General features: G+C 60.8%; 23 protein-coding genes. 10 read left to right on the forward strand and 13 right to left on the reverse strand.

The features are described 5' to 3' along the window. Nucleotides 1–26: 26 nt before the first annotated feature. Nucleotides 27–1421, reverse strand: coding sequence for a PepSY domain-containing protein (locus I6L41_RS19225; RefSeq protein WP_216960695.1), 1395 nt, complete (start codon nucleotides 1419–1421; stop codon nucleotides 27–29). A gap of 278 nt (nucleotides 1422–1699) precedes the next feature. On the opposite strand from I6L41_RS19225, the gene I6L41_RS19230 reads away from it, so the two are divergent. Next, nucleotides 1700–2107 (forward strand): hypothetical protein, encoded by a 408-nt coding sequence (locus tag I6L41_RS19230; RefSeq protein ID WP_216960697.1) that lies wholly within the window; start codon nucleotides 1700–1702, stop codon nucleotides 2105–2107. A 26-nt stretch (nucleotides 2108–2133) separates the two neighbouring features. Here I6L41_RS19230 and I6L41_RS19235 read toward each other — a convergent pair whose 3' ends face one another. Both I6L41_RS19235 and dbpA read right to left on the reverse strand, forming a co-directional pair. Continuing rightward, the gene (locus tag I6L41_RS19235) at nucleotides 2134–2424 is read right to left on the reverse strand and encodes a YkgJ family cysteine cluster protein (RefSeq protein ID WP_005341481.1); all 291 of its coding nucleotides are present in this window, start codon (nucleotides 2422–2424) and stop codon (nucleotides 2134–2136) included. Nucleotides 2425–2513: 89 nt separating this feature from the next. After that, on the reverse strand, nucleotides 2514–3893 hold the full coding sequence (gene dbpA, locus I6L41_RS19240) for an ATP-dependent RNA helicase DbpA (protein ID WP_042053613.1): 1380 nt from the start codon (nucleotides 3891–3893) through the stop codon (nucleotides 2514–2516). A gap of 542 nt (nucleotides 3894–4435) precedes the next feature. Between dbpA and I6L41_RS19245 the strand changes: the two genes are divergently transcribed. Further along, a complete protein-coding gene (locus tag I6L41_RS19245; protein ID WP_005363118.1) occupies nucleotides 4436–5641 on the forward strand; it encodes a NupC/NupG family nucleoside CNT transporter in 1206 nt (401 codons plus the stop codon). A gap of 64 nt (nucleotides 5642–5705) precedes the next feature. Here the strand turns inward: I6L41_RS19245 and I6L41_RS19250 are convergent, their stop codons facing one another. Both I6L41_RS19250 and I6L41_RS19255 read right to left on the reverse strand, forming a co-directional pair. Next, nucleotides 5706–6206, reverse strand: a complete 501-nt coding sequence (locus tag I6L41_RS19250) for a metal-dependent hydrolase (RefSeq protein WP_201995202.1) — start codon at nucleotides 6204–6206, stop codon at nucleotides 5706–5708. Between the two features lie 125 nt (nucleotides 6207–6331). Next, a complete protein-coding gene (locus I6L41_RS19255; RefSeq protein ID WP_216960700.1) occupies nucleotides 6332–6781 on the reverse strand; it encodes a YaiI/YqxD family protein in 450 nt (149 codons plus the stop codon). Between the two features lie 140 nt (nucleotides 6782–6921). Between I6L41_RS19255 and zntB the strand changes: the two genes are divergently transcribed. Next, the gene (gene zntB / locus I6L41_RS19260) at nucleotides 6922–7887 is read left to right on the forward strand and encodes a zinc transporter ZntB (RefSeq protein ID WP_005341467.1); all 966 of its coding nucleotides are present in this window, start codon (nucleotides 6922–6924) and stop codon (nucleotides 7885–7887) included. Nucleotides 7888–7900: 13 nt separating this feature from the next. Further along, nucleotides 7901–8413, forward strand: coding sequence for a mechanosensitive ion channel domain-containing protein (locus I6L41_RS19265; RefSeq protein ID WP_005335914.1), 513 nt, complete (start codon nucleotides 7901–7903; stop codon nucleotides 8411–8413). A 60-nt stretch (nucleotides 8414–8473) separates the two neighbouring features. On the opposite strand, the gene I6L41_RS19270 is transcribed toward I6L41_RS19265, so the two are convergent. The 7 genes from I6L41_RS19270 to lpxL all read right to left on the reverse strand — a co-directional run bounded on the left by I6L41_RS19270 (nucleotide 8474) and on the right by lpxL (nucleotide 16645). After that, nucleotides 8474–8722 carry a hypothetical protein gene (locus tag I6L41_RS19270; protein ID WP_216960703.1) on the reverse strand — a complete coding sequence of 83 codons (249 nt, stop codon included), beginning with the start codon at nucleotides 8720–8722 and terminating at the stop codon, nucleotides 8474–8476. Nucleotides 8723–8786: 64 nt separating this feature from the next. Beyond that, nucleotides 8787–9359 carry a DNA-J related domain-containing protein gene (locus I6L41_RS19275; RefSeq protein WP_216960706.1) on the reverse strand — a complete coding sequence of 191 codons (573 nt, stop codon included), beginning with the start codon at nucleotides 9357–9359 and terminating at the stop codon, nucleotides 8787–8789. Continuing rightward, a complete protein-coding gene (locus I6L41_RS19280; RefSeq protein WP_216960709.1) occupies nucleotides 9356–11143 on the reverse strand; it encodes a sodium:proton antiporter in 1788 nt (595 codons plus the stop codon). The genes I6L41_RS19275 and I6L41_RS19280 overlap by 4 nt, the downstream gene beginning before the upstream one ends. Nucleotides 11144–11333: 190 nt before the next feature. Then, the gene (locus tag I6L41_RS19285; protein ID WP_005335907.1) at nucleotides 11334–11855 is read right to left on the reverse strand and encodes an MltR family transcriptional regulator; all 522 of its coding nucleotides are present in this window, start codon (nucleotides 11853–11855) and stop codon (nucleotides 11334–11336) included. Between the two features lie 133 nt (nucleotides 11856–11988). Next, nucleotides 11989–13134 carry a mannitol-1-phosphate 5-dehydrogenase gene (locus I6L41_RS19290; RefSeq protein ID WP_162628412.1) on the reverse strand — a complete coding sequence of 382 codons (1146 nt, stop codon included), beginning with the start codon at nucleotides 13132–13134 and terminating at the stop codon, nucleotides 11989–11991. Between the two features lie 37 nt (nucleotides 13135–13171). After that, nucleotides 13172–15094, reverse strand: a complete 1923-nt coding sequence (locus I6L41_RS19295; protein WP_216960713.1) for a PTS mannitol transporter subunit IICBA — start codon at nucleotides 15092–15094, stop codon at nucleotides 13172–13174. Between the two features lie 627 nt (nucleotides 15095–15721). Beyond that, nucleotides 15722–16645, reverse strand: coding sequence for an LpxL/LpxP family Kdo(2)-lipid IV(A) lauroyl/palmitoleoyl acyltransferase (lpxL, locus tag I6L41_RS19300; RefSeq protein WP_136502368.1), 924 nt, complete (start codon nucleotides 16643–16645; stop codon nucleotides 15722–15724). A gap of 204 nt (nucleotides 16646–16849) precedes the next feature. On the opposite strand from lpxL, the gene hldE reads away from it, so the two are divergent. Continuing rightward, nucleotides 16850–18277: a bifunctional D-glycero-beta-D-manno-heptose-7-phosphate kinase/D-glycero-beta-D-manno-heptose 1-phosphate adenylyltransferase HldE gene (gene hldE / locus I6L41_RS19305; protein WP_005335903.1), complete on the forward strand. Its 1428-nt coding sequence runs from the start codon at nucleotides 16850–16852 to the stop codon at nucleotides 18275–18277. Nucleotides 18278–18393: 116 nt separating this feature from the next. On the opposite strand, the gene tolC is transcribed toward hldE, so the two are convergent. After that, nucleotides 18394–19713, reverse strand: a complete 1320-nt coding sequence (gene tolC, locus I6L41_RS19310) for an outer membrane channel protein TolC (RefSeq protein ID WP_005335902.1) — start codon at nucleotides 19711–19713, stop codon at nucleotides 18394–18396. A 304-nt stretch (nucleotides 19714–20017) separates the two neighbouring features. Here tolC and nudF point away from each other — a divergent pair, with 304 nt between their 5' ends. The 5 genes from nudF to parE all read left to right on the forward strand — a co-directional run bounded on the left by nudF (nucleotide 20018) and on the right by parE (nucleotide 24701). After that, complete coding sequence (gene nudF / locus I6L41_RS19315; RefSeq protein WP_213387752.1) at nucleotides 20018–20659, forward strand: ADP-ribose diphosphatase; 642 nt, start codon at nucleotides 20018–20020, stop codon at nucleotides 20657–20659. A 108-nt stretch (nucleotides 20660–20767) separates the two neighbouring features. Beyond that, nucleotides 20768–21217: a DUF1249 domain-containing protein gene (locus I6L41_RS19320; RefSeq protein WP_216960716.1), complete on the forward strand. Its 450-nt coding sequence runs from the start codon at nucleotides 20768–20770 to the stop codon at nucleotides 21215–21217. A 22-nt stretch (nucleotides 21218–21239) separates the two neighbouring features. Then, nucleotides 21240–22058, forward strand: coding sequence for a 3',5'-cyclic-AMP phosphodiesterase (cpdA, locus tag I6L41_RS19325; RefSeq protein ID WP_043826047.1), 819 nt, complete (start codon nucleotides 21240–21242; stop codon nucleotides 22056–22058). Nucleotides 22059–22070: 12 nt separating this feature from the next. After that, nucleotides 22071–22658, forward strand: a complete 588-nt coding sequence (locus tag I6L41_RS19330) for a YqiA/YcfP family alpha/beta fold hydrolase (protein WP_167557664.1) — start codon at nucleotides 22071–22073, stop codon at nucleotides 22656–22658. A 132-nt stretch (nucleotides 22659–22790) separates the two neighbouring features. Continuing rightward, complete coding sequence (parE, locus tag I6L41_RS19335; protein ID WP_216960720.1) at nucleotides 22791–24701, forward strand: DNA topoisomerase IV subunit B; 1911 nt, start codon at nucleotides 22791–22793, stop codon at nucleotides 24699–24701. The last annotated feature ends 52 nt before the right edge of the window (nucleotides 24702–24753 follow it).

Below are 24753 nucleotides of genomic sequence, written 5' to 3' on the forward strand. Positions count from 1 at the left end.
GGGAGCCCTTTTTGGTTTTGGCCGGTTTAGCTGGCGCGCGCCACCCTGAGAGGGCGGCGGGAGAAGAGCAGGGTATCCAGCAGCCAGATGGCGACCATGGAGGCGCCCGCCAGAGGGAAGGCGATCCCCAGCAGGATCAGCAGGGCGATGGCACCACGCATCGGCGGCAATTTGGCGGGCAGCGGCGGTGCGGCGAGACGGCCCTGCGGACGGCGGCACCACCAGATCCACAGACCGCTCACAGCGCTGGCCAGCACCATCAGGCAGATAAGCAGCATGGCGAGCTGGTGGGGCCAGCCGTAGAGCTTACCCATGTGCAGCATGACCCCGCTCTCCACTGTCTTGGCGACCGGGCCGTAATCCTGCCAGCGCACATCGGCCAGCACCTTGCCGCTGTATTGATCGACATGCAGGGTGGCGTCGTTGCGCGGATCGTCGGCAAACAGGGCGATGGTGTAGACGCCGGTGGCGCCGACCGGCGGGGTGATGCTGTAACCCGGATGGACTCTCCGCTCATGGGCGATCTCGACGACCCGTTGTAGCGCAATGCGCTGGCTCGCCATCACCACTCCCTCATGCTCGCCATGGTTCATGGCACCGTGATCGTGTCCCTCATCGACCGGCTGCGAGCTGGGCATAGGGGTGTTCTCCACCGCCCAGGGAACGGTCTGCTCGTGTGCCTGATTCAGGGTGCGGGCCAGCGGCGCCGATTTGGGCACCTCGTTCCACATGGCGGCGGGGAAGCGGTTCCAGACAGCGGCAAACTTATCGCCCCAGAAGCCGGTCCAGGTCATGCCGCTCAGCAGCAACAGCAGCAGGAAACCGGCGCCCCAGAAGCCGACCACGGCGTGCAGATCTCGCCACCAGAGGCGCCCGCGCTGGTTCACTCTGGGCCAGAGGATGCCGCCCACCCCGGGCCCCTTGCGTGGCCACCAGAGGTAGAGGCCGCTCAGCAGCAGTACCAGCCCCCAGCCTGCAGCCAGTTCGATCAGCCGATCTCCGGTGGTGCCGAGCAGCAGGTCGGCGTGCAGGGCGCGGGCTACCGCTTGCAGATTCCACTTGTTGTCCATGGTGCCGAGCAGGGCGCCGCTGGCGGGATCCATAAACAGGGTCAGTTCCTGTTCACCCCGATTGACGATGAACTGAGCGCTCAGGTCGGGAGCGGCAGGCGGCAGGTATTTACGCAGGCTGGCATCGGGCATGGTCATCATCGCCTTGGCCAGCAGCTGGTCGGCACTCAGGGTCTGGCTGGCGGGGGCGACCTTCATCAGCTCGGGGTACATCAGGTTGTCGAGCTGGGGTTTGAACAGATAGACGATCCCGGTCAGTGACAGCAGGATCAGGAAAGGGGCGACAAAGAGACCGGCGTAGAAGTGCCAGCGCCAGATCCGTTGGTAATGACTCGAGTCCCTGTTTTTCATTGCACATCCTTGTTGGGGTGCCAAACCTTTCGGCAGGTGGAATGTTTGTGGCGGCGCGGATAATAGCAGTAACGTTTCGTTAACTGCAATCACACATCATGAGTTCGGTTCGGTTCGGTTCGGTGCGGGATGTCGGTAACATGAGGTGCCGACGGTTTGCTGGATAGGATGAGCACACTTTGGGGAAAGTCAGTTTGCTGCTGGACTTTTCCTTATAAATTATTACCTTGTGGTAACAATTTGCAGGTGATGGTGGTGGTAACGGAATGGGAGCAGTCATGCAGCCACATGGGCAATTTGACATGGAGCGCAGGGGTCAGATGCTGATCTGCCGCCCGAGTGGTCCCTTCAATCTGGCAGGCGCCATGGCCTATGAGGCGCGCTTTCGTCACGAACTGGTCGGTCTGATGGATGGCCCCTGGGGGATTGTCGAGGTCGCGACCGAGTTTGAAGCGGCCGGGCCCGAGGTGCTGGCCCGTTTTCGTCGCCAGTTTGGCTGGTGTGCCGAGAGTGGCTGTCAGTTTCTGGCGGTGGTTTTCGTAGGGGGCTTCAAGCGCTATCTGGCGGATAACATCTTCAAGGGATTGCCCTTTCGGGCGGTACGTTACTTCGAGCAGGAGGCAGCGGCCATCCAGTGGCTGGGGGAGCAGCTCAACACCGCTCCCTGTGAACCTGCGAGCGTTTGACCACCCTTATCCTGACTGGCCTTGGCTCAATCCAGCTTGATAAACCACTTGTCCCGTTCGTCAACGCAGTCGGGTTCACCCATTTCGAATTCCCGGCAGATCAGCGGTCGCACCTCGTAGATACGGCACATCATGGTGTTGCGGTCGAGGGCGGCGCACCAGCCATCGTCCAGCCGGCGCATGACCGGTATCTCGCCATCCCGTTCCAGTACATAACGGTCCGGCACGCCGGTATCGGTAAAGAGCATCACTTCGAGGCGGCAGCAGCAGGCTTCGCAGTTCTGGCAGCTCACATCGGTTTGGATTGCTTGGGTCATGGTGCCTGTCTTGCCGCATGGCGGCATGGGAGATATGAAACAGGCGCCTGTCAGGCGCCTGTGGTCTGGCTAACGGCTTGCAAAAAACCTTAGCCCAGTTTGCGGGCGCGGTAGCTGCGACCCTTGATCTTGCCTTCCTGCAACCGCTTGAGGGCGGCGCTCGCCACGCTGCGCTTCACCGCGACGTAGGAGTACTGTTCGGAGATCTGGATCTTGCCGACGTCGGCGCCGGCAATGCCGCCTTCACCGGTCAGGGCACCCAGAATGTCACCGGCCCGCACCTTGGTCTTGCGGCCTGCATCGATGGAGAGGGTCACCATCTGCGGCGCGATCGGCTTGATGTCGCGGCCGATGCTGTCGAGATCACCCAGCGGCATCGGGGCCTGCTGGTACTCTTCGATAAAGTTGACGCGCTGGGCCTCGTTTGGCTGATAGAGGCTCAGGGCCAGACCCTGCTGGCCGGCACGACCGGTACGACCGATGCGGTGCACGTGCACTTCCGGATCATAGGTCAGCTCGTAGTTGATGACGGCGCCCAGCTCCTTGATGTCGAGACCGCGGGCCGCCACGTCGGTGGCCACCAGAATGGTGGCGCTGCCGTTGGCAAAGCGCACCAGCACCTGATCCCGCTCACGCTGTTCCAGATCGCCGTTCAGCGCCAGCGCCGAGAAGCCCTTGGCAGCCAGATGGTCGGCCACGTCGTTACAGGCGCGCTTGGTGTTGCAGAACACCACGCAGGAGCTTGGCTGGTAGTGACTCAGCAGCCAGGTGAGGGCGTCGAGGCGCTGGCCGGCAGGCACTTCGTAGAGCTTCTGTTCGATGGCGCTCCCCTCGTGCAGGGACTCCACGCTCACCTCGACCGGATTGCGCTGCACGCCGCGGCTCATCTGGGCGATCCCTTCCGGATAGGTGGCGGAGAACAGCAGGGTCTGACGCTGCTGGGGGGCATAGCTGATGACCCGGTTGATATCTTCGCCAAAGCCCATATCCAGCATGCGATCCGCTTCATCCAGCACCAGCGTCTTGAGGCCGGAGAGCTCCAGCGTACCCTGCTCCAGATGCTTGAGAATGCGACCCGGGGTACCGACGGCGATATGGGCACCAAAGCTCAGGGTGGCGGACTGTGGTGCGGTCGGGGTGCCGCCGCACAGGGTCACCAGCTTGACGTTGGGCAGGGCGCGCGCCAGACGGCGGATCTCGGTGGCCACCTGATCCGCCAGTTCGCGGGTCGGGCAGAGTACCAGCGCCTGCACTTCGAGGCGGTTGACGTTGAGCTTGGCCAGCAGGCCGAGGCCGAAGGCGGCGGTCTTGCCGCTGCCGGTTTTTGCCTTGGCGATCAGGTCTTTGCCATCGAGCACCAGGGGCAGGCTCTGGGCCTGGATCGGGGTCATCTGCAGGTAACCCAGGCTGGTGAGGTTCTCTTGCAGGGCGGGGGAGAGATTGAGGCTGCTAAATTCGCTGTTGTTCACAAAAGGACTCTATTTCGGAGAAAACGGGGATGCGCGAGCGCTAAGGCCGCGCATCATACCAGAATGTGGCACCGGATGTGGCGGATTTTTGAACGGCTTGTCACGAGGGGACATGAAAGGTTCATTTGTTGCCAAACCGATCGCGGGCGAGCACTGACAATGTAATAAGGACTATTTTTCAAACACACATCTAATTATTTATCGCGGATAAACGTTTTCTATTTTCAGTATTTTAATATAATGACTGGAAAATATTCTACGAGCAGTTACTGCGCCACATGGAATGTTGCGAAAATGCTGATTAAATATTTTCAAAGAACATGAAAACGGCGCCGCCATTACTCAACATGATGTTTTAAAAGGATTTATGTTATCCGCGTTGCGCGATTAATATCAGTTCATTGCACAATTAATTTAAAAACGTTTGTATTATCCTGCCTCCATAATATTGCGCGGGATTGTGATGGCTATCTGATTTTTAAATGTGCAAATGTCTATGATGGCGCCGGTCAAAAATTACAATTTACTCAGGTGCTACAGGTATGGAATACGTTCACTTTGTGCTCGGACTGGTGATGGTCCTCGCTCTCTCTCTGCTGGCTAACCGCCACAACTGGAAACAGATCAAACTGCGTTATATCGGCCAACTGCTGGTGGTCGAACTGGCGCTGGCCTGGTTCATGCTGAACTCTGAAGTGGGTCTGGCGGTGGTGGGGGGCTTTGCCGCCGGTTTCACCAAGCTGATGGAGTTTGCCAAACAGGGTACCGACTTCGTGTTCGGTGGCCTGGTCAACGAAGGGGCCTTCTCCTTCTTCCTGATGGTGCTGATGCCCATCGTCTTCATCTCCGTGCTGATCGGTATTCTGCAGTACATCCGTCTGCTGCCGCTGGTGATCCGCGGTATCGGTACCGTGCTGGCCAAGATCAACGGCATGGGCAAGCTGGAGTCTTTCAACGCCATCAGCTCGATGATCGTCGGCCAGTCCGAGAACTTCATCGCCCTCAAGAACATCCTGCCGCACCTGAACGAGAAGCAGATGTACACCCTGGCTGCGACGGCCATGTCTACCGTCTCCATGTCCATCGTCGGTGCCTACATGCAGCTGATCGAGCCGCGCTACGTGGTTGCCGCGCTGGTGCTCAACATGTTCAGTACCTTCGTGGTGCTCTCGCTGATCAACCCCTACGAGCCGGATAACTCCGTGACCGACATCAAGGCCATTGCCGAAGGTGACGAGCACCACACCCCGAAGAAAGAGAACTTCTTCGAGATGCTGGGTGAGTACATCATGGCCGGTTTCACCGTTGCCGTTATCGTGGGTGCCATGCTGGTGGGCTTCATCGCCCTGATCGCTCTGATCAACTACCTGTTCGAGATGGCATTTGGCGTGAACTTCCAGTTCGTCATGGGTTACCTCTTCTACCCGATCGCCTGGATCCTGGGTATCCCGAGTGGTGAAGCGCTGCAAGCGGGCTCCATCATGGCGACCAAGCTGGTGACCAACGAGTTCGTGGCGATGATGGATCTGGGCAAGGTGGCTGCCGAGCTCTCTCCGCGCACCGTCGGCATCCTCTCCATCTTCATGGTCTCCTTCGCCAACTTCAGTTCCATCGGCATCATCGCCGGTGCGGTAAAAGCGCTGAACGAAGAGAAGGGCAACATGGTTTCCCGTTTCGGCCTGAAGCTGGTCTACGGTTCTACCCTGGTCAGCCTGCTCTCTGCCGTTATCGCAGGCATCATGATCTGATCCTCTAGTGGTTCGCACCACTGCTTGGGCCCCTGACCTCGTCAGGGGCTTTTTCGTTTCTGGCTTACAGGCGCCAGCCGCACCACCAGCCGGCAACCAGCAGGGTGAGGGTGCAAAAGCCGGTTTCGATGGCGCCGCCGCTGCGCAGCGGCCAGCCCGGCAGGCGGTAACGGCGCTTGATGGGCCAGAAGAGCGGAATGCCCGCCGGGGTGAGCCAGTCCCCCAGCAGATGGCTGAGGTAGCCGACGATAAGCGCATCCTTGACCCCCACGGGCAGGGTGCCCGGCGGCAGGCTCTGGTTCAGCCCCCAGACGGCGGCGGCGACCGCCAGCAGACTGTGGGTGAAGCCGCGATGGCCGAACAGCCGCGACAGGGGTTTCGAGATCCACGGCAGGCGCTGCCCCAGCACCGATTTGGGGTGGTCGAGGTCGGGCAACAGGGCGCTGGCCAGCGCGGCAGGGATGGTCTGCCACAGGCTGGCATCGGCCAGCGCCGGAGTGAGCTGCAGTTTATGGGCGATCAGGGTGCAGGTAACGGAGAAGAGCAGGTGCCCTTGGGCGGTCATGATGATTACGGCGTGGACAAGATGGCGGCGCATCTTACCAGCCTGACGGTTGTGGTCAGCTCTTATTTTAAAAATCAGGATGTTACGGCGAAAAAGCGCCCAGGTAGGGCGCCTTTAGGGTCTCTTTACAGCTTGCCTTTGACCAGCCACTTGTCGAGGGCGTTGGCGAATCGCTGTTTGTCGGCGGCATTGAAGGGGGCGGGGCCACCGGTTTGTACTCCGGCCGAGCGCAGCTCTTCCATAAAGTTGCGCATGCCGAGCCGCGTCTTGATGGTCTCGCGAGTGTAGATCTCGCCGCGGGGATTGAGCGCCTCGCCACCGGCATCGATCACCCAGGAGGCGAGGGGGATATCGCCGGTGATCACCAGATCGCCGGGCTGAACCTGCTGGGCGATGACATGATCTGCCACATCGAATCCCTTCTCCACCTGCTGGGTTTTGATGAAGGGCGAGGGGGGCACCCGCAATCCCTGATTGGCCACCAGGGTAGTGACGACCTGGGCGCGGTGGGCGGCGCGGTAGAGGATCTCCTTGACCGGAATGGGGCAGGCATCGGCATCAACCCAGATGGGCATGGCATGGTTTCCTGTAGTGAAAGCGGATGGAAAACGAGAGCGGCCATGTTAACACAGGCCTCCCCTTCCCGGCGCGGGGCTGAGTCGGCCCAACCTTTGGTGTAAGCTGGGGCCAGCACATGAAACGAGAAGGAGACGAGATGGATCGGGTGCCCGGTGAAGTGATTTATGCCCTGACCCTGGATGGCAAGGGTGGCATGGCGCCGCTGACGGCGGGAAGCGAAGTCCCGGCGGCGCATCCCGGCTGGCTGCATCTGGATTACGGCAATCCCGATTCGGCGCGCTGGCTGTTGCAGACCCCCTTGCTCAGCGAGGCGGCCAGGGAGTCGCTGCTCGGCCAGAGCAATCGTCCCAAGCTGGTGCGGATGGGGGAGACGGTGCTGCTGATCCTGCGCGGCATCAACCACAACAAGGATCACAGGCCCGAAGAGATGGTGGCGCTGCGCATCTTCATCACCCCGGATCTCATCATCAGCAGCCGTCGTCGTCCGCTGCTCTCCGAGCAGGATGTCTTCAACCAGCTCAAGCTGGGGGGGGGCGCCGATACCCCGGCCGACTGGCTGGTGGAGATCTGCGATGCCCTGACCGATCGGGCGGGGGAGTTTGTCGAGGAGCTGCACGACAAGATCCTCGATCTGGAGGAGATGGTGCTGATGCGCGACATGCCCGCCAATGGCCGACTGGCGCTGATCCGCAAGCAGCTCATCATGATCCGCCGCTACCTCTCCCCCCAGCGGGATCTGGTGGCGCGGCTGGCCAACGAGAAGATCAGCTGGCTGGATGAGGATGACCGCCGTCGTCTGCTCGATATCGCCGATCGGCTGCGGCGCTGGCTCGACGACCTCGATGCGGGAGTGGCACGTACCGCTGTGCTGGCAGACGAGATCAACAATCTGATGGCGGAGGCGACCAACCGCCGCGCCTACCAGATGTCGGTGATGGCGCTGCTCTTTTTACCTGCCAGCTTCCTGACCGGCCTGTTTGGCATCAACCTCGGCGGTATCCCCGGGGCCGAGAATCCGACCGCCTTCTGGGTCTTCTGCGGATCCTTGGTGGCGCTGGCAAGCGGGCTGGCTATCTGGCTCAAGCATCGGCGCTGGTGGTAAGGAGGCATAACCCATGTGGCAATCAATTGGCCTGACCCTGCTGCTGTTGCTGGGTCATACCCTGATCCGGCGGCTTATTCACAAGAGCCTGCTGGCGCTCGGCCAGAGCAGGCAGGTGAGCGAGAACCGGGTGCTCTACGTGGCCCATGTGTTCCACTTCCTGCTCGGCTGCGCCACCTTGCTGGTGCTGGCCGGGGTGTGGGGGCTCGACTTCTCCCGGCTGGTGGTGCTCGCGTCCTCCTTCTTTGCGGTACTGGGGGTCGCCATGGTCGCCCAGTGGTCGATCCTCTCCAACATCACCGCCAGCATCACCATCTTCTTTGCCTTCCCCTACAAGATTGGCGACCGGATCCGCATCCTCGACAAGGATGACTCGGTCACCGGCGTCATCACCGAGATCGGCCTCTTCTATGTGCGGGTGCGTGATGACAACGGCGACCTGGTCACCTATCCGGCCAACCTGATCCTGCAAAAGCCGGTCAGAAAGCTGGAGGGCAAGGTGGTGGAACCGCTGCAACCGGAATAGAAAGCAACCGGAATAACAAAAAGCTCCCTCGGGAGCCTTTTTAGTGTGTGGTGGGTGGCGCTAGCGTTCGAAGAAGCGGTAGAGGTGCTCCACCTGAACCGGGCAGTCGGCCACCTGATGCAGATGTTCGCGGGCCTGCTCTACGGTGCCAAAACTGACCGGGCAGCCGAGGGTGTCGGTCAGCTCGTAGAGGGCGCCATCCTTGCCTCTGAATTCGATGAGCCAGCCGGGAATGGCCACGTCGTGGAGAATTTCAGCCTCTTGCAGGGTCTGTTGCTGATAGAGCTTACGAAGTTCACTGACTGTCATGATGCTCTCCTGTGGGGAATATCCAGCTCTAGTCTATGCCTGCCCTTTATATGCGGCAACGGGATCATCCCCGCAGGGCCTCCCATGCCCAGCGGATGCGGATAAAGGTCTCTGCATTGCCGCCCCGATCCGGATGGTGCTGCAGTGCCAGCTCCCGCCAGCGGCGGCGGATCGCCTCCTGACTCGTTCCTTCATTCAACTCGAACAGGGCGAGCGCCTCGGCTTTGTGCCCCTCACCGTCATAAGCGCGCCAGAAGCGGTTGAGCAGGGCTTCAACTTCGGCACGGTCGGTCTGCCAGAACACCTGCCAGTCGAGATAGTAGCTACGCAGATTTTCGCCAACAGCAAAGCCGTGGTTGACCTCCTGGTTCCCGGCCAGCGGTTCGAGCCGGATATCCAAGGTGCTGATCACCAGCCACCAACCCTCTTCATAAAGCTCGGCCTGCAGCTGGTAGAGGGCGTTCATGATCAGGAAGTTGACCCGAAACAGCTGCAGCTGCTCGTCGTCGGCCAGCCGGGGGATCGCCCCCTGCTGGCGCAGAGCAGCCATCAGTTCATGCACCTTGTAGCTGCCCGCCGCCTGTTGCAATAGCACCAGCAGAGGGGCGATCAGCGGATTATGGTTGGCTTCGTTCATTCGGCGCCCTGCTCTCTGGGCGGCTGCAGGGCGATCAGCAGCTCACCCGCCTGCGGGGTGACGGGGCCGGTAACGATCTGGGGCTTGCCCTTGCCATCCATGATGAACAGCGGGATGGCGCCGGGATTGGCGGCCTGATACTGGGCCCAGTCGAACGCCTCGCTCAGGCGGGTCGCCTTGATCTGGCCGCCCCGGCTCAGTAGACCGCTCAAGCGGGCATAGTTGATATCGGGCCCAAACAGGTTCTGGCGAGCGCGGAAGGTGGCGCTCTCCCGGTTGGCCTTGCCGTGCTGCTCGCTGGAGCGCAGGGAGTAGACCTGCTCCTCGCCGTAGAGGTGGGCAAAGTGCAGCACCCCGAGGGCGTTGTTGTGGCGGTTGGGGGAGAGCGCCAGCACGGTACTGATGCTGGTGAGCGGCAGGTGCAGCTCGGCATGTTCCGACTGGGGGTTGCCGAAGTAGCAGGGGAGGTTGCTCATCCGCGCCTGTTTGCAGAACTCCCAGGCGGGATCGCAGAGCTGCACTGGCACCCCCTGATCCGCCAGCGCCCGGCCTATGGCCCGCGCCACCGAGTTGGCCCCTATGATGAGCCAGGTGTTGGGGGCGCTCTGGCGCATCTTGAGCAGGCTGGCCAGCGGTGCCGAGGTGAGGCTCTGCAACACCACGGTGGAGATGATCACCGCAAATACCAGCGGCACCAGCTTGTCGGCATCGGGGATCTCGGCCTGATGCAGGCTGATGGCGAACGAGGCGCTGACCGCCGCCGCGACTATGCCGCGCGGGGCGATCCAGCTCAGCAGGGCGCGAGCCCGCCAGGAGAGATCCGAGCCCCAGGTCGAGACCAGAATACAGAGCGGGCGCGCCACAAACTGCACCACGCAGAGCAGCGCCAGCACCATGGGGCCGAGCTGCCAGAGCTGTGCCAGATCGAGGCGGGCCGCCAGCAGGATAAACAGGCTGGATATAAGGATGACCGCGAGATCTTCCTTGAACGCCAGCACCTCTTCCAGATCCAGCCCCTCCTGATTGGCGAGCCAGATGCCGAACACGGTCACCGCCAGCAGGCCGGACTCGTGGCTGAGCCAGTTGGAGAAGCTGAAGGTGACCAGCACCAGCGCCAGCACGCCGAATTTGTGCAGGCTGACCGGTAGCCAGTCCTTGCGAATGAGCAGGGTGGTGAGCCAGCCTGCCGCCACCCCGATCAGGGAACCGACCAGCACTGTCTTGCCCAGCGCCAGCAGGGTATGGCTGATGAGGTCCCCCTGACTGCCGAGGCGTACCGCCTCGAACACCAGCACCGCAAACAGGGCGCCGATGGGGTCGATGACGATCCCCTCCCAGCGCAGGATACGGTCCACCTCCCGGGTGGGGCGGATCACGTTGAGCATGGGGGCGATCACCGTCGGGCCCGTTACCACCAGCACAGCGCCGAGCATGGTGGCAACCCGCCAGTCCAGCCCCAGCAGGAAGTAACCGGCGCTGCCGATGACGGCGAAACTGACCAGCATGCCGGTGGAGCAGAGATTGCGCACCACCTTGCCGATCCCCTTGAGCTCGGCCAGATGGAGGGTCAGTGCCCCCTCGAACAGGATGATGGCCACCGACAGGGAGACCAGCGGAAACAGCAGATCCCCGAGCAGGGCATCGGGGTCGAGCAGGCCGCTGACCGGGCCCAGAGTCAGGCCGGTGAGCAGCAGAAACAGGATGGCGGGCACCCGCAGCGACCAGGCAAGCCATTGGGCCAGCACGGAGACCAGGGCGATCCCGGCCAGAGAGAGGGCAATCATGCAGACCTCGATTCAGGCAGTGAGTATGGAGCTAGTGTAGTGGCTAAGTTGGTCAGATTGACACCCGAAGGTGTGGGCGTCATGGCCGGGATGGGGATATGTGCGACAGTCGGCGTCATGGTGGCTGGCGGTGGTGTGAAGGGCGCCAGCCAGACGCCAACCGTGGTGATGGTGTGGCTTCGGGGCCGGATTAGATGGGGCTCTCCTTGTGGAGCTCGCCGACACAGTCGGCCAGCGCCAGTACCAGTGCGGAGCGCACCATCTGATCGAGCCGGTTGAGCTGCATCTGGTAGAAGGCCCAATCCTCTTCGCTGGCGGGGGGCTCCAGCTTCATCATGCCGCCCTGGTTGACCCCGTGCAGGCGGTCGAGCAGATCGCGGATCGGCTTGTCGCTGAAGCGGTAATCCTTGGGGTCGCGCACCAGAAAGTCGCGGATCTTGATATAGGCTTCGATATCCTGATAGCGCTCGAGTGAGATGAGGCCGAGGGCGAAGATGAGCTTGAGGCGCACCTCCAGCTGGCCGAGGGGGCCGCTCTGGTTGAGCAGGGGTTCGATGGCGTATTTGACGGCATACTCCTCCTGACGGAACGCGCGTCGCATCAGGGAGTCGACCGCCTCTTCCAGGATGGTCACGGCTTCGAGAAAGAAGCCGCGGGGGCCATCCTGCTCGTTCAGTCGTTCCAGTACTTCATCTTCCTGGTGTGTGGTCATAGGTGCATTGGGTCCAGCTGACAGGGAGAGAGTGGGCCTCTCTCCCGGTTTCTATCATATGGGGCACATTCCCTTGCCATTCAAGCGCTTGGCGCGCTATCAGTGGTGGCTGAATGCGCCGCAAGCAGGGTCATTACAGGGTTTCGTAACGGGCGACGATGGCGCGAACCACTTCGCTCTCTTCATCCAGTCCGGTGACGCGGGCCAACGCTTTTGCCGGGCCAAGCTCCGCCAGCAGCTGTTGCAGCTCGACCGCCTGCGGATCATCGGCATTGCGATAGTGGAGCGCCGCGGCGATCCCCTCCTGCAACTGCTCGTTGGGCAGGCCGTACTCCAGGGTACCGAGCAGCGGCTTCACCAGTCGATCCCCCGCCGCCAGCTTGCGCAGTGGCTGACGGCCGACCCGGTCAATTTCGTCCACCAGATAGGGGTTGGCGAAGCGGGCCAGGATCTTCTCGATATAGGCGGCGTGCAGACGCGGGTCGAAACCGTAGCGTTTTACCAGCACGGCACCGCTCTCCTCCATGGCGCGGCGCACCTTGCTGCGGATCACCGGATCTTCGATCGCCTCGCGCACGGTGCGATAGCCCCGCAGCTTGCCGAGGTAGGCGGTGACGATGTGGCCAGTGTTGAGGGTGAACAGCTTGCGCTCGACGAAGGCCATCAGGTTGTCGGTGGGCTCCATGCCCGCCACCTGTGGCAGCTCCCCCTTGAACTGGGTCTGGTCGACGATCCACTCGCTGAAGCTCTCGACCGTCACTTCCAGCGGGTCATCGTTGGCAGCCGCGGCGGGCGGCACGATGCGATCCACCGCCGAGTCGACGAAGCCGATGCAGGATTCGAGCGTGGCATGATACGCGACCGGCAGGTACTTGAGTACCTCCTGCTTGAGGTGGCTGGTGCCGCGCACCATGTTTTCGCAGGCGATGACATTGAGCGGTGTCAGGTTGCCGGCATCGAAGCGAGCCTGCAGCCCCTTGGCCAGGGTGCTGGCAATCTTGTCCAGAATGTTGGGGCCGACCGCGGTGGTGACCAGATCGGCGGTGATGATGCGGGCGATCACCTCGTGACCGGCGGAGCTGACCGCTGCCACGTTGCGTACCACGTCCAGCTTCTGATCCGCACCTACCACATGGACCTTGTACTCCTGACGGTGGTTGAGCTGGTCGATCAGGGTGTCGTTGACGTCGGCGAAGGTGACCTGATGGCTGGCATCCGCCAGCACTTTGCCGATAAAGCCGCGACCGATGTTGCCGGCACCAAAATGCAATGTTTTCATGATATTAACCTCTTGAACCAAAGACGATGAAAGATGATTAGGCTGCCTGTTCGGCACCCAGCAGATCCAGGAAGGCCTGGGGATCTGTGGTGCTGGCCAGCCGGTCGATGAGACCGGGTTCATCCAGTGCATTGGTCAGGCGGGTTATTACCTGCATGTGTTCGTCGTTGCGAGCGGCGATGCCGATCACCAGCCGCGCCACCTCATCGGCGGCTTCGCCAAAGGCGACCCCGGCCGGGTACTGGCAGATGACGATGCCGGTACGTTTCACAAACTCTTTGGCGGCGATGGTGCCGTGGGGCACGGCGATGGATTCGCCGAGGTAGGTAGAGACCAGCTGTTCGCGCTCCAGCATGGCGTTGACGTAGTCGGGCGCTACGTAACCGCGCTCCGCCAGCAGTCGGCCTGCGGTCAGGATGGCGGCCTCCTTGTTGTCGGCTTTCAGTCCCAGATGCACGTCATGACGGCTCAGGGTAAAGACTTCGGCCGCTTGCGGCTCATAGCTGTCGTCGTTGGCCGCCACCAGCAGCTGCGGGTTGGCGACATCGTCGTTGGCGGCCTGAGTCAGGCTCTGTACCAGCTCCTGATAGAGGCCGTTGTCGAGGAAATTGGTCAGTGAAATATGGTGGGCATGCGGCGCATGGCGACGGGCCCGCTCGGTCAGATCCTTGTGGGTGATGACCCAGTCCACCTGATCGTCGAGCTGATCGATGGCGCGGTTGGTGACGTTGATATCGAGCCCGGCGGCCTGTACCCGCTTGCGCAGCATGCCGGCGCCCATGGCGCTGGAACCCATGCCCGCATCGCAGGCGACCACGATATTGCGCACCGCCATCAGTTCACCGCCCGGCTTCTTGGCCGCTGCGGTTTCGGGCTTGCCGCCCTTCATGGCTTTCATCTTGCGGGTGGCTTCACCGAGGGCATCGGCCTCATCGGCTTCCGGCTGCTGGGCGCGGACGAACACGGCGGCGACCAGGAAGGAGACCAGAGTGGCGGCTGTGATGGAGAGCAGCACCCCGATCAGGGAGGCTTTCGGCGTCATCAACAACACGGCGAAGATGGAACCCGGTGAGGCGGGGGAGACCAGACCTGCGTTGAACAGGGTCAGGGTAAAGACCCCGGTCATGCCGCCGGCGATCACCGCCAGAATGAGGCGCGGGTTCATCAGCACATACGGGAAGTAGATCTCGTGGATGCCGCCGAAGAAGTGAATGATGGAGGCGCCAGCCGCAGACTGCTTGGCCGCACCGCGACCGAACACCATGTAGGCCAGCAGCACGCCCATGCCCGGGCCCGGGTTCGCTTCGATCAGGAAGAAGATGGAGCTGCCGTGCTCGGTCGCCTGCTGGATCCCCAGCGGCGAGAAGATGCCGTGGTTGATGGCGTTGTTGAGGAACAGGATCTTGGCCGGTTCGACAAAGATGGAGGTGAGCGGCAGCATGTGGTTATCCACTAGGAAGCCGACGCCACCGGCCAGCACGCCGGAGAGCACCTTGACGAAGGGGCCGATCACGAAGAAAGCGAGGATCGCCAGCAGCATGCCGATAAGGCCAGCGGAGAAGTTGTTGACCAGCATCTCGAAGCCGCTCTTGACGCGACCGTCCATCGCCTTGTCGAAACGCTTGATGGCCCAGCCACCGAGCGGGCCGACCATCATGGCACCCATAAACATCGGGATGTCGGTCCCCACGATGACGCCCATGGTGGTGATGGCACCGACCACGCCGCCACGATCACCGCCCATCAGCTTGCCGCCGGTGTAGCCAATCAGCAGCGGCAGCAGGTAGGTGATCATGGGGCCGACCAGCTTGGCCAAGGTTTCATTGGGCAGCCAGCCGGTGGGGATAAAGAGGGCGGTAATAAAGCCCCAGGCGATGAAGGCGCCTATGTTGGGCATGACCATATTGGACAGGAAGCGTCCAAAATTCTGTATCTTGACTTTGGTATCCGGTGATAACATGTCGGGACCCCGTTTTAAGCCTGTTTGATTAAAAGTGGTAGTTCGGGATGGCCGGTTTTGCCGAACCTCCATCCCGGTCGTCTAAGCAACTTCAATCTACCAGCTTGCGATCAAATTAGGCTGAAAACGGGGTGTCTTGTGATACAGATCTCAGATACCCAGCGATACCCCCTCCAAAACCAGTGATCCTGATCACGTTCGAGAGCTGTAATTCGGCTACATTTCGATCTTTTCTATTTTTAATGACCATTTTTTGTGATTCAGATCGCCAACTCGTCTTTGCCGTGTCTTTGCGTAAAGGTGATTTGCATCACAAATTCAGTTTTTGTATTCGAATGGAGCAAATCACTCAATAACTCATCAGCGGGTGGTGACGATGGATCTATCGAAACACTCCATTGTTTATCAATGAATCAATAAATTTGTAACCCGCTTTCAGTTTTTACGGTTGGTGATGAGGGTTCTTTTGCTGCTGGCTGATGGAGAGTTGAGGAAAAGTGCCGAGGGGGATTGCGCCAATCATGTTTCGGTAGCTTACTTGCCGTGCAGGGCTGATAGCAGATAAAAACAAACCGCCAGCAGGCGGTTTGTCGGTTTTTGCGATCTGAGCCCTGTCGGGGCAGCGGCTTAGTAGAAGCCGGTATCCTCGGAGGAGGGGCGGGTCTTGAAGCGGCGATGGAGCCACATGTACTGCTCCGGCGCCTTGCGCACGGCGGCTTCAATCTCGCGGTTGGCGCGGGCGGCATCAACCATGTCATCCCCGCTGGGGTAGTCGGCAAGGGGCGCGCCGATATGCAGGGTGTAACCCTCGCTGGTGCGGATGTTGTAGCAGGGCAGGGTGACGGTGTTTTTCACCCGCGCCAGAGTGGCGGTGCCGGTTATGGTCGCCGCCTGCTCCACCGCGAAGTAGGGCACGAACACGCTGGCGTGGCTGCCGTAGTCGTGATCCGGCGCGTACCAGAGGGCGTCACCGTTGCGCAGCGCCTTGATCATCCCCTTCACATCCATCCGGTCCACCAGATATTTGTTGGAGGCGCAGCGGCCGTGGTACTGGGCATACTCCAGCACCGGATTGGTGTTGGGGCGATAGACCCCCACGCCGGGGCGCACCAACCCGAAACAGCGGGCGTTGAGTTCCAGCGTCAGGAAGTGGCAGGAGAGCAGCAGCATGCCCTGACCTTTTTCCATGGCGGCGATGACGTGCTCTTCCCCTTCCACCTTCATCAGGTTGCGCATCCGCCAGTCTGGCCAGAACCAGGCGATCCCCACCTCGAACACGGCGCAGCCCACGCTCTCGAAGTTTGCCTTAAGCAGTTTCTCCCGCTCATCCCGGGTCAGCTCGGGCATCGCCAGCTCCAGATTGCGACGGGCAATCTTGACCCGGGACTTCAATATCCTGGCGGCGAGACGACCGAGCTGACGGCCCAGCCACATCTGGCTACGCCACGGCAGCAGGGTCAGCAGCCAGAGCAGGCCGAGGCCGAACCAGCTGGCCCAGTAACGGGGATGAAACAGGCGGGGCTCCAGGCGGGGAGCGTTGTCATGGGCCATGGCTAATCTCTTGTTCGCAAACACAATCGGGGGATTCTAGCCGAAAAGGGGGGGCGGGGGCGAATGGCTGTGTGCTGGTCAGAGGGGTAACCCGCGTCCGGTTAGCGTGACAGCGGCGGCAACCGCGGTCGGCTTTTTCTACACCGGATAAAAGAGTGTGATAAAATCGCCCGCTGATTTTTCAGGTTTTGAGAGTCGATACAGATGAAGATCACCCTGCCCGATTTTGAAAAAGCCCGCGTTCTGGTCGTTGGCGATGTCATGTTGGACCGTTACTGGCATGGCCCTACCGGTCGGATTTCCCCCGAGGCGCCGGTGCCCGTGGTCAAGGTTGAACACATTGAGGAGCGTCCCGGTGGCGCGGCCAACGTGGCCCTCAACTCCGCTGCGCTGGGCGCCCACGCCGTGCTGCTTGGCCTGACCGGTCAGGACGAGGCTGCCGATGCTTTGGCTGGCCAGATGGCTGGCGTCAAGGTGGCCTGTGATTTCGTTCGTCTGGCCGACTTCCCGACTATCACCAAGCTGCGGGTGTTGTCACGCAACCAGCAGCTGCTGCGTCTGGACTTTGAAGAGCCCTTCCACTCCGTCGATGCCACCCTGCTGATGAGCAAGGTCGAGCAGGCGCTGCCGAATAGCGACGTGATGATCCTCTCCGACTACGGCAAGGGTGCTCTCAACGACGTGCCAGGCATGATCCAGCGCGCCCGTGCCGCCGGTATTCCGGTGCTGGTCGATCCCAAGGGGACTGACTTCGAGAAGTATCGCGGTGCCACCCTGCTGACCCCCAACATGTCCGAATTCGAGGCCGTGGTGGGCAAGGTGAAGAGCGAAGAGGAGCTGGTCGCCAAGGGGCTGGATCTGGTCAAGCGTTTCGAGCTGGATGCCTTGCTGGTCACCCGTTCCGAGAACGGCATGACCCTGATCCGCGAAGGTCAGCCGGAGCTGCATCTGCCGGCTCAGGCTCACGAGGTTTACGATGTGACCGGTGCCGGTGATACCGTCATTTCCACTCTGGCTACCTCACTGGCGGCAGGCAAGAGCCTGGACGAAGCCTGTGCGCTGGCCAATACCGCTGCCGGTATCGTGGTCGGCAAGCTGGGTACCTCTACCGTCAGCCCGGTCGAGTTGGCCAATGCCCTCTACACCGAGCAGGAGACCGGCTTCGGCGTCATGTCCGAAGCCCAGCTGAAAGTGGCGGTTCGTGCCGCCCGTCTGCGCGGCGAGAAGGTGGTGATGACCAACGGCTGCTTCGACATCCTGCACGCCGGCCATGTCTCCTATCTGGCCAACGCCGGCAAGCTGGGGGATCGCCTGATCGTGGCGGTCAACACTGACGAGTCGGTTCGCCGTCTGAAAGGGCCGGGTCGTCCGGTCAACCCGACCGAGCGCCGCATGGCGGTGCTGGCTGCGCTGGGCGCGGTGGATTGGGTTGTGCCGTTTGGTGAAGATACCCCGCAGCGCCTGATCGCCGAAATCCTGCCCGACCTGTTGGTCAAGGGCGGCGACTACAAGCCGGAAGATATAGCCGGTTACGCCGAGGTGACCGCCAATGGCGGCGAGGTGCGCGTTCTCAACTTCGAGGATGGCTGCTCCACCACCGACATTATCAAGACGATCCGCGAGCGCGGCTAACGTTCTGCTGGCCCCGCAATCTGGCGGGACTCACTATCGGCGGCTGCAATCCGACCGAAATACGGATAACAAAAAGGCGACCTTGCGGTCGCCTTTTTCATGTCCGATAGCGGCTATCAGCCTTTGGCTTTTGCCGTGGCAGGCATCAGACCCTGGTTCACTTCCACCAGGTCCTGCGCTTCCAGAATACCGGCAGCCTGTTTCAGGCTCAGGATATTGAGAATGTAGTTGTAACGGGCTTCGGAGAGCTTCTGCTTGGCCTCGTACAGCTTGCGAGTGGAGTCCAGCACGTCGACGATGGTACGGGTACCCACTTCGTAACCGGCTTCGGTTGCCTTCAGGGCGCTATCGGCGGAGACCACAGACTGGCTGTAGGCGCGCACCGAGCCGATGCTGGCGTTCACGTTGTTGTAGGAGGAGCGTACTGTGCTCTGCACCGAGCGGAAGTTCTTCTCCAGCAGTTCGCTTGCCGCCACGTAGTTGTACTGAGCCTGCTTCACCTTGGAGCTGGTGGCGCCACCGCTGTAGATGGGCAGCTTGAAGGTCAGACCGATATTGGCCTGATTGTCATTGCCACCCGGAATGCTATCCAGCTTGTAATCGGTATTGCTGGTTTGCAGTCCGGCACCCAGATCCAGAGTCGGCTCATGGCCGGTCTTGGCGAGATCGATCTGCTCCTTGGCAATGTCCTTGCTGATTCGGGCACTGTGCAGTTGCAGGTTCTTGTCCAGCGCCAGCTCCAGCCACTTGTCGGAGCCGAAGGCGGTCTTCTGCGGGCTGAAACGATCGGTGTTCAGCACATCCAGATTGCGGTGATCGATACCGGTCAGCTCGCGCAGGGTCTCGTAGCTGTTGTCCAGAGAGTTTTCGGCATTGATCTCGTCAGCCAGCGCTTGGTCGCGGGAGGCTTCAGCTTCATGGACGTCGGTGATGGCGGTCAGGCCCACTTCGAAACGCTGCTGGGTTTGCTCCAGCTGACGCTCTACCGCAACCTTGTTGGCTCGGACGAATTCTAGGGTATCCATCGCCTTGAGCACATCAAAGTAGGCTTTGGCGGTGCGCACCATCAGGTTCTGGATCTCGAGGTTGTAGGCGACATCTGACTGAGTGGCCTGCTTCTCGCTGATATCCAGATTGACCCAGTTACTGCGACGATAGAGGGATTGCGACAGCGTCACTTCACCCTTGGCGTTGGTATTGCTCTGGGTATCGTTCTTGTTTTGCAGATAATTGAGCCCGGCACCCAGATCGATCTGGGGCAGCAGAGGAGCACGGGATTCGTTGATCTTTTCGAAGGCCTGGTCGCGAACGGCTTTGGACTGCAGCAACTGCGGGTCTTTGATCTGGGCTTGCTGGTAGATGTCGAGCAGGTTTTCGGCATGGGCACCGGCACTGACGCCCAGCAACACCATGACTGACAAAAGTGTTCTTTTCATAGATCGTTTTAACCTTATGTAGTAACCCAAACTGGTTGCTGGAGAGGCAAATATTGTCACCGACCAAGCTTGATTGCAGCTTAATCACTCTACTATAAGCAAAATTTAATGCTAAGAGTCTCAGGTCCGGTGACGGGAACGTCAAGAACCGGACGCAGTTTTCTCCCCGCGCGCCTAGCCAAATGGTCTGTGGCTGCTAAAATCCACCCCTCATTACCATGGCACGCCGAGTGAATGAACGTTCATTCATGTTCCTCGGATTTTATGGTCAAACTGATACAAGTCAAGCTGACGGGAGCCCCGGATGTCGCAGCAACCCTTGCCGCAAGATCGGCATTACGCCGCCGATGATGTGAAAATCATTGAAAAATCAGCTGGATATAACGGCTTCTTCAAGGTGAATGTCTATCGTTTGCAGCATCGGTTATTTGCTGGCGGCTGGAATCAGCCCATCGTGCGCGAGCTGTTCGAGCGGGGTCATGCTGCCGCGCTGCTGCCCTATGATCCGGTACGCGACCAGATCGTACTGGTGGAGCAGTTCCGCATCGGCGCCATGGAGACCTGTTCCACCCCCTGGCTGCTGGAGCTGGTGGCCGGCATCATCGACGAAGGGGAGACCGCCGAGGCGGTGGTGCGCCGCGAAGCGGTGGAAGAGGCCGGGATCGAGGTGGCCCGCTGCGAGCATGCCATCAGCTATCTGGTGAGCCCGGGCGGCAGCACTGAGCGGATCGAGGTCTTTGTGGGCGAGGTGGATGCCAGCAAGGCGAGCGGCCTGCACGGTCTGGCTGATGAAGGCGAGGATATCCGGGTGCACGTGGTGAGCCGCGAACAGGCCTACGCCTGGCTCAAAGAGGGACGTATCGACAATGCGGCCTCGGTCATTGCCCTGCAGTGGCTGGCCCTCAACCATGGCGAGCTGCGTGCCCGCTGGCTGGCAGATCGCTGAGGTGGCGCTGACCCTGCAACAGAGCAGGCGCTATGTGCCTGATCTGATGTCCTTGCAGCGTACCTGCGAGGTCAACTACTCCCGGGTGTTGATTGATGGAGCTTTGCGATGTCGTTAGTTCAATCCCGGACCAAACGTTATGTGCCGGATTTGATGTCTTTGCAGAGAACCTGCGAGGTCAATTACATGGCGTTGATGAAACTGCTGCCGCCAGATGGGGAAGTTGGGGCCGAGCGCCGCTATCGGGTCGGCAACGATCTGCAGTTCCAGCTCACCATCATTGGCGAGAGTCGCTTCACCAATCAGGTGATCCTGAGCCAGCATAACCCCGAATTGCCCGAATATTTACAAGCTCAGATAGAGATTCGTTTGTATCATGATGTGCGGATGGCGGAAGTGTGTGCAGCGCAACAGATTTCCCGTTTGCAACCACGTTATGATTATCCCAATAAAAAGATGCACCAGCGGGACGAAAAGGAGCAGGTAAATCTGTTTCTGGCCGAATGGCTAAAATTTTGTCTCAGACATGGTACCAGCCCGATCAATATCTCCAGTTGAACAAATAAAAAGAAGCGTGATTTTGGAAACAGAGCTCCCCCAGGCGCAGGACGGCAGTGTGCGCCTGTTGCAAATTACCGACACCCACCTCTTCGCGAGTGCCGAAGGGCGGCTGTTGGCTGTGCGCACCGCAGAGAGTCTGGCCGCAGTGCTGGAACAGGTGCAGGCCAATGAACACCCCTACGAGGTGATTCTGGCGACCGGCGATCTGTCGCAGGATCACAGCCCGGAATCCTATCAGCGTTTCGCCTCCATGATGGCACCCCTGGGTCGCCCCATCTACTGGCTGCCGGGCAATCACGATGACAGCCCGCTGATGACCGAATATCTCCATGCCGCCGGGATCAGCGAATCCAAACAGCTGGTGGGCGACCACTGGCAGGTGATCCTGCTCGACACCCAGGTGCGCGGCAAACCCCACGGCATGATTGGCGATCACCAGCTGGCCGCCCTCGACCGTGCCCTGCGCCAATATCCTGATCGCCACGCCCTTATCACCCTGCACCATCAGGCGGTACCGGTGGGCTGCGCCTGGCTGGATCAGCATAATCTCAAGAATGCCGATGACCTGTTTGCTGTACTGGCCCGTCATCCACAGCAGAAGACCATCCTGTTTGGCCACGTCCATCAGGAGTTTGACGAGGTGCACCGCGGGGTGCGGCTGATTGCCAGCCCATCGACCTGCATCCAGTTCAAACCGCTCTGCGATGGCTTTGCGCTGGACGAGTCCGGCCCGGGTTGGCGCTATCTCACCCTCTATCCGGATGGGCGGGTGGCCAGCGAGGTGTGGCGCCTGCCGGTGGGGCAGTTTGTACCCGACCCCAACGCTACCGGTTATTGAGGAGAGCATTCCATGAAGTCGGTTCTCCTTTATCTGCACGGTTTCAACTCCTCACCGGGCTCCGCCAAGGCGCAGCAGATGGCTGCCTGGGTGGCCGCCAATCGGCCCGACATTGAGGTGGTCATTCCAGCCCAGCCCAATACGCCAGCGGCGGCTTGGGCGGCTATCGAGCAGACCATTGCCGACCTGCAGCGTCGTTATGGTAGTGAATTCAAGCTCGGCGCCGTGGGTAGTTCCCTCGGCGGCTTTATGGCGACCCGGGTGAGCGAGCGGTACGGCTGCCGCGCTGCGCTGATCAATCCGGCGGTGCGCCCCCACGAGCTGCTCTGTGACTACCTCGGCCCCCAGACCAATCCCTATACGGGTGAGCAGTACGAACTGCGGCCTGAACATATGGATGAGCTGCGGGCACTGGCGGTACCGGTGACGGTGCCGGAGCGACTCTGGATCCTGCAACAGCAGGGGGATGAGGTGCTCGACTATCGCAAGGCGCTGGATGAATACCGCTTTGCCCGCCTCTCGCTGGAGTGCGGCGGCAACCACGCCTTTGTGGCGTTCGAGCGCTACCCCGCCCAGATCATCCGTTTCCTCGGGTTATAGTCAGGTTTGAGTCAATAAGGGCGGTCTCGCCCTGCTTGTTCTTCTCCAGATCAAGCTTTCGGTGCGGGGAGTTTGTTCTACCCCCGCCTAGCAGTTAAGATTCCCTCCAAACGTCAATTCGCAAGGCCCTCCATGTCTACTCAATACAATGCGGATGCCATTGAGGTCCTCAATGGCCTTGAGCCGGTGCGTCGCCGCCCCGGCATGTATACCGACACCACCCGGCCCAATCACCTCGGCCAGGAGGTCATCGACAACAGCGTCGATGAAGCGCTGGCAGGTCACGCCCGCAGTCTGGAGGTGATCCTGCATGAAGACCAGTCCCTCGAAGTGATCGACGACGGCCGCGGCATGCCGGTCGATATCCACCCGGAAGAGGGGGTCAGCGGGGTGGAGCTGATCCTCTGCAAGCTGCACGCGGGCGGCAAATTCTCCAACAAGAACTACCAGTTCTCCGGTGGTCTGCACGGGGTGGGTATTTCGGTCGTAAACGCCCTCTCCGATCGGGTCGAGGTGACGGTGCGTCGCGACGGTCAGGTCTACGACATCGCCTTCGAGCGTGGCGAGAAGGTGCAGGAGCTGACCATCACCGGCACCTGCGGCCGTCGCAACACCGGCACCCGGGTGCGCTTCTGGCCGCAGGCGAGCTACTTTGATTCGCCCAAATTCTCGGTCACCAAGCTGGAGCACCTGCTCAAAGCCAAGGCGGTACTCTGCCCCGGCCTCACCATCAAGTTCCTCGACAAGAACACCGGCATCAAGCTGGAGTGGTGCTACGAAGATGGCCTCAAGGATTATCTGGTCGACGCGGTCAAGCAGTTCACCTGCCTGCCGGAGCAGCCTTTTATCGGCTCGTTCAGCTCCGAACTGTCGGCGGTGGACTGGGCGCTCTGCTGGTTGCCGGAAGGGGGCGAATGCCTCGCCGAATCCTATGTGAACCTCATTCCCACCGCGCAGGGCGGCACCCACGTCAACGGTCTGCGTCAGGGTCTGCTCGACGCCATGCGTGAGTTCTGCGAGTTCCGCAATCTGTTGCCGCGCGGGGTCAAGCTGACTCCGGAAGATATCTGGGATCGCTGCGCCTACATCCTCTCCATCAAGATGCAGGATCCGCAGTTCGCCGGTCAGACCAAGGAGCGCCTCTCCTCCCGCCAGAGCTCGGCGTTTGTCTCCGGCGTGGTGAAGGATGCCTTCAGCCTCTATCTGAACAGCAACACCGAGCTGGCGGAGCAGATCGCCGAGATCTGTATCTCCAGCGCCCAGCGCCGGATGCGCGCCGCCAAGACGGTGGTACGCAAGAAGATAACCCAGGGCCCGGCGCTGCCCGGCAAGCTGACCGACTGTAACTGCGCCGACCCCATGCAGGGCGAACTGTTCCTGGTGGAGGGTGACTCCGCGGGCGGCAGTGCCAAGCAGGCGCGGGATCGCGAGTTTCAGGCCATCATGCCGCTGCGCGGCAAGATACTGAACACCTGGGAGGTGGAGGCCGGTCAGGTGCTCGCCTCGCAGGAGGTGCACGATATTTCCGTGGCCATCGGCCTTGACCCCGATTCCGAGGATCTCAGCGGCCTGCGCTACGGCAAGGTGTGCATCCTCGCGGATGCGGACTCGGATGGTCTGCACATCGCCACCCTGCTCTGCGCCCTGTTTGTGAAGCACTTCCGCACACTGGTGGAGAAAGGCCACGTCTATGTCGCCATGCCGCCGCTTTACCGGATCGATATCGGTAAAGAGGTCTACTACGCCCTCGACGAGGACGAGAAGAACGGCGTGTTGCAGCGGGTCGAGGCCGAGAAGAAGAAAGGCAAGGTGATGGTGACCCGATTCAAGGGGCTGGGTGAGATGAACCCGAAACAGCTGCGGGAAACCACCATGGATCCCAACACCCGCCGTCTGGTGCAGCTCACCATGGAGCCGGCAGGGGAGAGTGAAGGGGATGCGGCTGACGAAACCCTGCAGCTGATGGACATGCTGCTGGCCAAGAAGCGGGCGGGTGATCGCCGTGAGTGGCTCGAAGAGAAGGGCAACCTCGCCATCATCTAAGCCGTCGGCTGGCCCTCACAGGGCCAGCAAGCATTTAGCCGGAGTCGCCCTG

It is taken from the genome of Aeromonas sp. FDAARGOS 1411 (assembly GCF_019047125.1).
In the GTDB taxonomy this organism is placed as follows: Bacteria; Pseudomonadota; Gammaproteobacteria; order Enterobacterales; family Aeromonadaceae; genus Aeromonas; species Aeromonas veronii.

Excerpts from the sequence above, each read along its gene's own strand:
- I6L41_RS19275 (WP_216960706.1), bottom strand. The coding sequence starts at position 9,359 with ATGAACGAAGCCAACCATAATCCGCTGATCGCCCCTCTGCTGGTGCTA.
- I6L41_RS19255 (WP_216960700.1), bottom strand. The coding sequence starts at position 6,781 with ATGCCCATCTGGGTTGATGCCGATGCCTGCCCCATTCCGGTCAAGGAG.
- I6L41_RS19270 (WP_216960703.1), bottom strand. The coding sequence starts at position 8,722 with ATGACAGTCAGTGAACTTCGTAAGCTCTATCAGCAACAGACCCTGCAA.
- I6L41_RS19250 (WP_201995202.1), bottom strand. The coding sequence starts at position 6,206 with ATGACCGCCCAAGGGCACCTGCTCTTCTCCGTTACCTGCACCCTGATC.
- I6L41_RS19230 (WP_216960697.1), top strand. The coding sequence starts at position 1,700 with ATGCAGCCACATGGGCAATTTGACATGGAGCGCAGGGGTCAGATGCTG.
- I6L41_RS19265 (WP_005335914.1), top strand. The coding sequence starts at position 7,901 with ATGTGGCAATCAATTGGCCTGACCCTGCTGCTGTTGCTGGGTCATACC.
- I6L41_RS19295 (WP_216960713.1), bottom strand. The coding sequence starts at position 15,094 with ATGTTATCACCGGATACCAAAGTCAAGATACAGAATTTTGGACGCTTC.
- tolC (WP_005335902.1), bottom strand. The coding sequence starts at position 19,713 with ATGAAAAGAACACTTTTGTCAGTCATGGTGTTGCTGGGCGTCAGTGCC.
- lpxL (WP_136502368.1), bottom strand. The coding sequence starts at position 16,645 with ATGGCCCATGACAACGCTCCCCGCCTGGAGCCCCGCCTGTTTCATCCC.
- I6L41_RS19285 (WP_005335907.1), bottom strand. The coding sequence starts at position 11,855 with ATGACCACACACCAGGAAGATGAAGTACTGGAACGACTGAACGAGCAG.
- I6L41_RS19280 (WP_216960709.1), bottom strand. The coding sequence starts at position 11,143 with ATGATTGCCCTCTCTCTGGCCGGGATCGCCCTGGTCTCCGTGCTGGCC.
- nudF (WP_213387752.1), top strand. The coding sequence starts at position 20,018 with ATGTCGCAGCAACCCTTGCCGCAAGATCGGCATTACGCCGCCGATGAT.
- I6L41_RS19245 (WP_005363118.1), top strand. The coding sequence starts at position 4,436 with ATGGAATACGTTCACTTTGTGCTCGGACTGGTGATGGTCCTCGCTCTC.
- hldE (WP_005335903.1), top strand. The coding sequence starts at position 16,850 with ATGAAGATCACCCTGCCCGATTTTGAAAAAGCCCGCGTTCTGGTCGTT.
- zntB (WP_005341467.1), top strand. The coding sequence starts at position 6,922 with ATGGATCGGGTGCCCGGTGAAGTGATTTATGCCCTGACCCTGGATGGC.
- I6L41_RS19290 (WP_162628412.1), bottom strand. The coding sequence starts at position 13,134 with ATGAAAACATTGCATTTTGGTGCCGGCAACATCGGTCGCGGCTTTATC.
- I6L41_RS19225 (WP_216960695.1), bottom strand. The coding sequence starts at position 1,421 with ATGAAAAACAGGGACTCGAGTCATTACCAACGGATCTGGCGCTGGCAC.
- parE (WP_216960720.1), top strand. The coding sequence starts at position 22,791 with ATGTCTACTCAATACAATGCGGATGCCATTGAGGTCCTCAATGGCCTT.
- I6L41_RS19320 (WP_216960716.1), top strand. The coding sequence starts at position 20,768 with ATGTCGTTAGTTCAATCCCGGACCAAACGTTATGTGCCGGATTTGATG.
- I6L41_RS19330 (WP_167557664.1), top strand. The coding sequence starts at position 22,071 with ATGAAGTCGGTTCTCCTTTATCTGCACGGTTTCAACTCCTCACCGGGC.
- I6L41_RS19235 (WP_005341481.1), bottom strand. The coding sequence starts at position 2,424 with ATGACCCAAGCAATCCAAACCGATGTGAGCTGCCAGAACTGCGAAGCC.